We start from the raw sequence: 7064 nt of genomic DNA, 5'->3' as shown, positions 1-7064 counted from the left end.
CTAGAAACGGGCCGACAACCACGAGGTTTTTGGCATTTGACATTGTGCACGCTGTTGAGTTCTCAAGGATCGGACACACCCAGCCGCCGGCCACGAAGACCATTGCACTGGAGTACTACTCTTATTTCTTGTCGCCCAGCACGAGTCAAATTGAATCGACTTCGTGTGAACTTCATCAAGTCACTGTCACGCGAAAAATTTCGGGCTATTTTGACTTGGGATTGGTCCCGCTTGAGGCCGGAAGCGCTTGGCTTTTTCCGAACCTGTGGGGTGACTTAGATGACATTACGGTGAATCCTGATACCCCGCAACTCACTGCTACATCCCGGGCGTGTCGGGGGCGGTCATCCGCTCGAAACACGTCCGAAATGCCCCTGGCGGGCCTCCCGGCGCGTCCGGGCCCACCTTCTAGCCGTGGGCCCAGTTTATAAACTGGGCCCACGGACGGGGCCTGGGCCCCGTCCGAAAGCAGGGAAGCGCGGAGGCTAGGGCTCGGGGGCGAACGCCAGGAAGAGTTCGCTCACCGAGTTGTAGTACTGGTCGGTCCTGCCCTTATGCGTCATGCCGATACGAAGGCACACCCGCTGCGACGGCCGGTTGCTGGGCGTGGTCACCGCCACCACCCGGTCGAGTCCCGTCTTCCAGCCTTCGGCCAACACAGCGGATGCCGCTTCAGTCGCGTAGCCGTGGTGCCACGCGTTCGGGTGAAAGTGCCAGCCGATCTCGGTATCCCCCGACGGCACGAGCGGCGTCACCGGACTCGACGCCGGAATGGACTTGAGCAATAGGTTGCCGAAGATCTCGCCGGTGTCGGCATCCGTCACCGCTCGAATGGCATGAATGGGATGTTCCATTCCCTGCCAGCGGTTGATCACCGCGATCGCCTCGGCGCGGTCGGTCATCACCCGTGGATTCAGCCCGATGTGTTGTTGCACGGACCACAGCGAATACAGACCGAAGACGAAGTCGGTGTCATCGAGGGTCCAGGGGCGCAGCAGCAGGCGTTCGGTTCGAAGAGTTTCCACGTCGACATCTTGCCATCCGCATCTGTCGCCCCCCTGCAACGGAGCCGTCGAGGTGGCTACTCGACGAAAATACCCGCGAGCGTCTTCTTGCCGCGGCGCAGCACCGCTACTCCCCCGGGAAGCACCGATCCCTCAATGGTCAGGTCGACACTGGTGACCTTCGCATTGTTCAGGTACACCCCACCCTGCTGAACCGCACGCCGGGCGTCACCGATGCTCTTCGACAGCTCGGTGTCGACGAGCAATTGCAGCACGGTCGCGTGCGGCGCCGTCGTGGTGTGCGGAAGTTCGCGCAGGGCGGCCTCCAGAGTGTCCGGGTCGAGCTCGGCCAGGTCACCCTGGCCGAACAGGGCCTCGGCGGCGTGGATGGCAGCATCCGTCGCCGCCTGGCCGTGCACGAGGCTGGTCACCTCGAGCGCGAGCCGGCGCTGCGCTTCTCGGCGGAACGGTTCGGTTTCGACGAGTTCGGCGAATCGCTCGATCTCACTACGTGAGAGAAACGTGAACACCTTGAGCCGAAAGACCACGTCGGCATCATCGGTGTTGAGCCAAAACTGGTAGAAGGCGTAGGGGCTCGTGAGGTTCGGGTCGAGCCAGACCGCGTTGCCCTCGCTCTTACCGAACTTGGTGCCGTCGCTGTTGGTGATGAGCGGGGTGCCGATGGCGTGCACGGTGCCGCTTTCGGCGCGACGGATGAGATCGGTTCCGCTGGTGAGGTTGCCCCACTGGTCGCTGCCACCGGTCTGCAGCACGCAGCCGTAGCTGCGGAACAGTTCGAGGTAGTCCAGGCCCTGCAGAATTTGGTAGCTGAACTCGGTGTAGCTGATGCCGGCGTCGGAATTGAGACGCGCGCTGACGGCATCCTTTTTGAGCATGGTGCCCACGCGGTAGTACTTGCCGATTTCGCGCAGAAAGTCGATCGCGCTCAAGGGCGCGGTCCAGTCCAGGTTGTTCACGAGCGTGACGGCATTCTCGCCCTCGGAACTCAGGAACCGGGAGACCTGCGCCTGCAGGTAGCCCACCCACTCTGCCACGGTGTCGGTGGGAGTCAGCGTGCGCTCGGCGGTGGGGCGCGGGTCGCCGATTAGTCCGGTGGAACCGCCGACCAGGCCGAGCGGATGATGCCCCGCCAGTTGCAGACGCCGCATCAGCAGCAGCTGCACCAGGTTGCCGAGGTGCAGGCTCGCCGCGGTCGGGTCGAATCCGCAGTAGTAGGTGATCGGGTCACCATCGAGCAGCGCTTTGAGCTCGGTTTCGTCGGTGGAGACGTGCACGAGGCCGCGCCAGTTGATCTCCTCCCACACGGAATCGAAGGAGAGATCATTGGTCTGCTGGGCAAGGATGGTGGGGTCTGACACGCGTTCAGATTACCAGCCGGGGCCGCCTCACCGAATCGGCGGCAGCATCCACTCTCCTCGCGTGACAATTCAGCCTAAAGCCTATACTGGACTTGATTTAGCCTGTGGGCTTAATTAGACTGAATGCAGGACGGAGCCTGAGCCATGTTTGTCATCACCGCTGACCAGATCGACAGCCGCAACGATCACGATCGTGCGCGGGAGATGATCGCCCGACTCCTGGCGCAGAATCCGGATGCCTTCAGCCTGCCGCCCGACCAGACCGCCGGCGATGAGATTCAGCTGCTTGTGTCGGCGGCGCGGCCGACTCTCTCCACGATTCTCGCGCTCCATCGGTCCGGCCACTGGAGCGTCGGGCTCGGTGTGGGAAGCGTGCGCACTCCCCTGCCGGCGTCTACCCGGCAGGCCACCGGCGGTGCGTTCATCGCGGCCCGCGATGCCGTGGTGCGCGCGAAGCGAACCGAGGCGCACTTTGCGCTCGAGGTCAGTCCAGCTGATGCAGCCGCCCCGGGCATCGAGGCACTCGTCACCATGCTGTTGCTGCTGCGTCAACGCCGTACCCCCCAGGGCTGGGAAGCCGGCGACCTCTTCGAAAGCGGGCTGGCCCAGACCGATATTGCTGCCGAGCTTGGAATCACGACTGGGGCCGTGAGCCAGCGACTCAAGGCAGCGCAGTACCGGGTCGAGCAGGCAGCCCGACCGGCGTTGGTTAGGCTGCTAGAGCAACTCGACCACGACGCGAACGAATCGGAAACCCTATGACTTTCAACGTTCTCACGTTCCTGTACTGGGTCGCCCTGATCCTGGTCACCCTGGCCTCGCTCACCTGCGCCGCGATCGCCTTCAAACTGCACCGCCAGCTCTACGCGATCGCTGCCATGGCCACACTCGCCCTGGCCCTCGTGCTCGCCGCGGTCCCGATGGGCCCCGGCCCCAGCGCGTTCGGTATCGTGCTCGGAATGCTCGCGCTGGCCCTCGCCGTGATCGGTGGCGGCCCGGTCGCCGTGCTCGCCCTCGATCTGGCCACCAACAACTCGGTACCGCCCGGCCAGCACGGCGGAATCATGGTGCTGAACGCCGGCAAACCGGCCCCGACCTTGGCCGGGGTCAGCGACCCGGAGACTCACGAGGTGCTGCGGGGCGGCGTGACCATCGGCATCCTGGAACGTCTGGCCGTGGCCGGCGCGATCCTGGCCGGCTTTCCCGAGGCCATCGCCATCGTCGTCGCCATCAAGGGTGTCGGCCGGTTCACCGAGCTGGCCGCAGCCGAATCGCGTGAGCGGTTCATCATCGGCACCCTGTCGAGCCTCATCTGGGCCTGCGGCTGCGCTGCCCTGGTGCCGACGGCGCTGGTCTAGCGACGCGCCTGCCGGGTCGATCGCCGATACGGCGAAACGGATGCCTCCACCGGCACCCAGAAGCGCCACGGGTACTCGACTGCCCACCGAGACCGCTCACCCCGGTACGCGGCCCGGTGGCGAAATCGGCGCGGCGGGCCGGCACCTCAAGGTCGAACGGTGCCACAGCCAGATCGGCGCCGTCATCGCCGAGCACAATGCCGAGGGCCTTGGTCAGCCGGGCCGGGCCGCGCGCGAGGTCAGCATCCGTTTTCGACGTCAGGCGTCGACTGCGGGCCTCGTCGATTCCCGCGACGACCTCGCCGCCGCGCAGGAGTACGGCCGATGCCTCACCGTCCGGCGAGCAGACAACGTTGGCGCAGACGTGCATGCCGTAGCTGAAATAGGCGTAGAGATGCCCGGGCGGGCCGAACATGGTTTGCGTGCGGGGTGTGCGACCGCGAAAGGCGTGCGAACCGGGGTCGCTCTCGCCGAGGTAGGCCTCAACCTCGGTGATGCGTACGGAGACCGCCCCACGGGTCGCTACCGCGCCGAGCAACAGCGGGGCGACCTCGAGTGCGGGTCGCTCCAGCAGGCCCGGCGCGAACGTCACTACTACCGGCTGAGCGCGGCCGTCAGGTCGCGTACGCGGGCCACGAGGTGGGCGCGCTGCTCGGCGACTCGCACCGGGGCGGTGCCGCCGGCGCCGTCGCGGCTGTCGACGGATCCACGGATGGTGAGAACGTCGCGCACCTCGGGAATGAGGTGCGGTGAGATCGCCAGTAGTGCGGCGTCATCGACCTCGTGCAGGTCGAGTCCGTTGGTCTCGGCGAACTTCACCAGGGAACCGGTGATTTCGTGCGCGTCACGGAACGAAACGTGGCGTTTGACCAGCCATTCGGCGACATCGGTGGCGAGGGAGAAGCCCTGCGGTGCGAGCTCGGCCATCCGCTCGGTGTGAAAGGTCAGAGTCGCAACCATGCCGGTGAAGGCGGGCAGCAGCACCTCGAGAGTGGTGATCGAGTCGAAGACCGGCTCTTTGTCTTCCTGCAGGTCGCGGTTGTAGGCGAGCGGCAGTCCTTTGAGCGTGGTGAGCAGCCCGGTGAGGTTGCCGATCATGCGGCCCGACTTGCCGCGAGCGAGCTCGGCGATGTCGGGGTTCTTCTTCTGCGGCATGATCGAGGACCCGGTGGAATAGGCGTCGTCGAGGGTGACGAACCCGAATTCGCGGGTGTTCCAGAGAATGATCTCCTCGGCCAGCCGCGACATGTCAATGCCGATTTGCGCGGTGATGTAAGCGAATTCGGCGACCAGGTCGCGGCTTGCGGTGCCGTCGATGGAGTTCTCGACCACGGCGGCGAAGCCCAGGTCGGTGGCAACGAGGTGCGCGTCGAGACCGAGGGTGTTGCCGGCGAGGGCGCCGGACCCGTAGGGCGAGGCATCCGCTCGCCGGCCCCAGTCGGCGAAGCGGTCGAGGTCGCGCACCAGCGGCCAGCAGTGCGCGAGCAGGTGGTGGGCGAGCAGCACAGGTTGGGCGTGCTGCAGGTGGGTGCGGCCGGGCATGATGGCGTCCTCGTGCGCTTCGGCCTGTGCGGCGAGGGCGTCGATGAGCTCGATCACGAGCGAGGCGAGAATGGCGGCGTGGTCGCGCAGCCACATGCGCACGAGCGTGGCGACCTGGTCGTTCCGGCTGCGGCCGGCGCGCAGCTTGCCGCCCACCTCGACACCGATGATGTCGATCAGGCCACGTTCAAGAGCGGAGTGTACGTCTTCATCGGCTTCGGCTGGCAGAAATTCGCGGGCGACGACGGCGCGCTCGAGTTCTTCGAGCGCGCCGACCGTCTGGGTCAATTCGGTGTCGGTGAGATATCCGGCGGCGGCGAGGGCCCGCGCATGCGCGCGGCTGCCCTGCAGGTCGTATTCCGCCAGCATCCAGTCGAACTGGGTCGACTTGCTCAGCCGCGCCAGTTCCGGCGACGGTCCCCCGGCGAAACGGCCACCCCAGAGGGCGCCAGCTCGGCCGGCGCGGTTTTTCTCACTCGACACGCGGGCCCTACTTCGCGGCGGCGTCGCGGCGTGCGGCGACCTTGCTCGGCAGCGACCACAGTTCGATGAATCCCTTGGCCATGGTCTGGTCGAAGGAGTCGCCGGTGTCGTAGGTGGCGAGGTTGAAGTCGTACAGGCTGGTCGTGCTCGAGCGTCCCGTGACGACGGCGGTGCCGGCGTGCATTTTCAAGCGGATGTCGCCGGTCACGTATTTCTGCGTGTCCTCGATGAACACGTCGAGGCTCTTCTTCAAGCCGGAGAACCAGAGTCCGTCGTAAACGAGTTCTGCCCATTTGCTCTCGACGCCGCGCTTGTAACGGGCTACGTCACGCTCGAGGGTCATGTTCTCGAGTTCTTCGTGCGCGGCGATGAGCGCTATTCCGGCGGGGGCTTCGTAGATTTCACGGCTCTTGATGCCGACCAGACGGTCTTCGACGATGTCGATGCGGCCGACACCCTGGTCACCGGCGAGACGGTTCATGAGCTGGATCATCTGCAGCGGACTGACCTTCTTGCCGTCAATAGCGACGGGCACGCCCTGCTCGAAGGAGATGACAACCTCGGTCGGGGCGCGGGTGACCGAGGGGTCCTGGGTGTAGGTGTAGAGGTCTTCGATCGGCGCGTTCCACGGGTCTTCGAGGAATCCGGTTTCGACGGCCCGACCCCAGACGTTCTGGTCGATAGAGTACGGGCTCTTCTTGGACTGCGCGATGGGCAGGTCGTGCTTGGCGGCATATTCGATGGCCTTGTCGCGGGTCAGTTCGAAGTCGCGCACCGGGGCAAGCGAGGTCAGCTCGGGGGCGAGGGCTGCGACGGCCGCTTCGAACCGAACCTGGTCGTTGCCCTTGCCGGTGCAGCCGTGGGCGACGCTGTCGGCGCCGAGTTCGATGGCGGTGGAGGCGAGGTACTTGGCGATCAGCGGACGGCTGATGGCCGAGACCAGCGGGTATCGCTTCTGGTACAGAGCGTTCGCCTTGAGCGTCGGCACGATGTAGTCGTTCGCGAACTCGTCCTTGGCGTCGATGACGATGGATTCGACGGCTCCGCAGTCCAGGGCGCGCTGACGGATCACGTCCATGTCTTCGCCCTCCTGTCCGACGTCGACGGCGAGGGCTACGACCTCTTTGCCGGTGGCATCCTTGAGCCAGCCGATGCCGACCGAGGTATCCAGCCCGCCCGAGTATGCGAGTACAACGCGTTCCGCCATGGTTCTCCCTAAATCTTGATCTGTCTAAAGTTTACGTGTTGCGCCGCGGCCCCCGGTCGCCCGCCTGCACTGCGGACGGGGCCCGGGCCCC

At 65.5% G+C, this 7064-nt stretch carries 6 protein-coding genes and 1 pseudogene; 2 read left to right on the top strand and 5 right to left on the bottom strand.

The features are described 5' to 3' along the window. Positions 1-485: 485 nt before the first annotated feature. The gene (locus CXY77_RS10240) at positions 486-1025 is read right to left on the bottom strand and encodes a GNAT family N-acetyltransferase (protein WP_092341084.1); all 540 of its coding nucleotides are present in this window, start codon (positions 1023-1025) and stop codon (positions 486-488) included. 56 nt (positions 1026-1081) lie between these two features. After that, complete coding sequence (gene tyrS / locus CXY77_RS10235; protein WP_092341083.1) at positions 1082-2383, bottom strand: tyrosine--tRNA ligase; 1302 nt, start codon at positions 2381-2383, stop codon at positions 1082-1084. Positions 2384-2527: 144 nt separating this feature from the next. Here tyrS and CXY77_RS10230 point away from each other — a divergent pair, with 144 nt between their 5' ends. Both CXY77_RS10230 and CXY77_RS10225 read left to right on the top strand, forming a co-directional pair. Next, a complete protein-coding gene (locus tag CXY77_RS10230) occupies positions 2528-3145 on the top strand; it encodes a hypothetical protein (protein ID WP_092341082.1) in 618 nt (205 codons plus the stop codon). Then, positions 3142-3741: a hypothetical protein gene (locus CXY77_RS10225; RefSeq protein WP_104088882.1), complete on the top strand. Its 600-nt coding sequence runs from the start codon at positions 3142-3144 to the stop codon at positions 3739-3741. Before CXY77_RS10230 ends, CXY77_RS10225 begins: the two co-directional genes overlap by 4 nt. Here CXY77_RS10225 and CXY77_RS10220 read toward each other — a convergent pair. From CXY77_RS10220 to CXY77_RS10210, 3 genes and pseudogenes are all read right to left on the bottom strand, one after another. After that, a pseudogene (locus tag CXY77_RS10220) lies at positions 3738-4333 on the bottom strand (DNA-3-methyladenine glycosylase). The gene CXY77_RS10225 and the pseudogene CXY77_RS10220 sit on opposite strands and share 4 nt — an antisense overlap. A gap of 2 nt (positions 4334-4335) precedes the next feature. After that, on the bottom strand, positions 4336-5766 hold the full coding sequence (argH, locus tag CXY77_RS10215; protein WP_092341080.1) for an argininosuccinate lyase: 1431 nt from the start codon (positions 5764-5766) through the stop codon (positions 4336-4338). Between the two features lie 7 nt (positions 5767-5773). Further along, a complete protein-coding gene (locus tag CXY77_RS10210) occupies positions 5774-6973 on the bottom strand; it encodes an argininosuccinate synthase (protein WP_092341079.1) in 1200 nt (399 codons plus the stop codon). Positions 6974-7064 lie beyond the last annotated feature (91 nt).

The sequence above is a fragment of the Cryobacterium sp. N21 genome (assembly GCF_002929575.1).
Taxonomy (GTDB): domain Bacteria; phylum Actinomycetota; class Actinomycetes; order Actinomycetales; family Microbacteriaceae; genus Cryobacterium; species Cryobacterium flavum.
The sequence above is the reverse complement of the archived record's forward strand: the minus strand, read 5'-3'. Positions and strand labels throughout refer to the sequence as shown.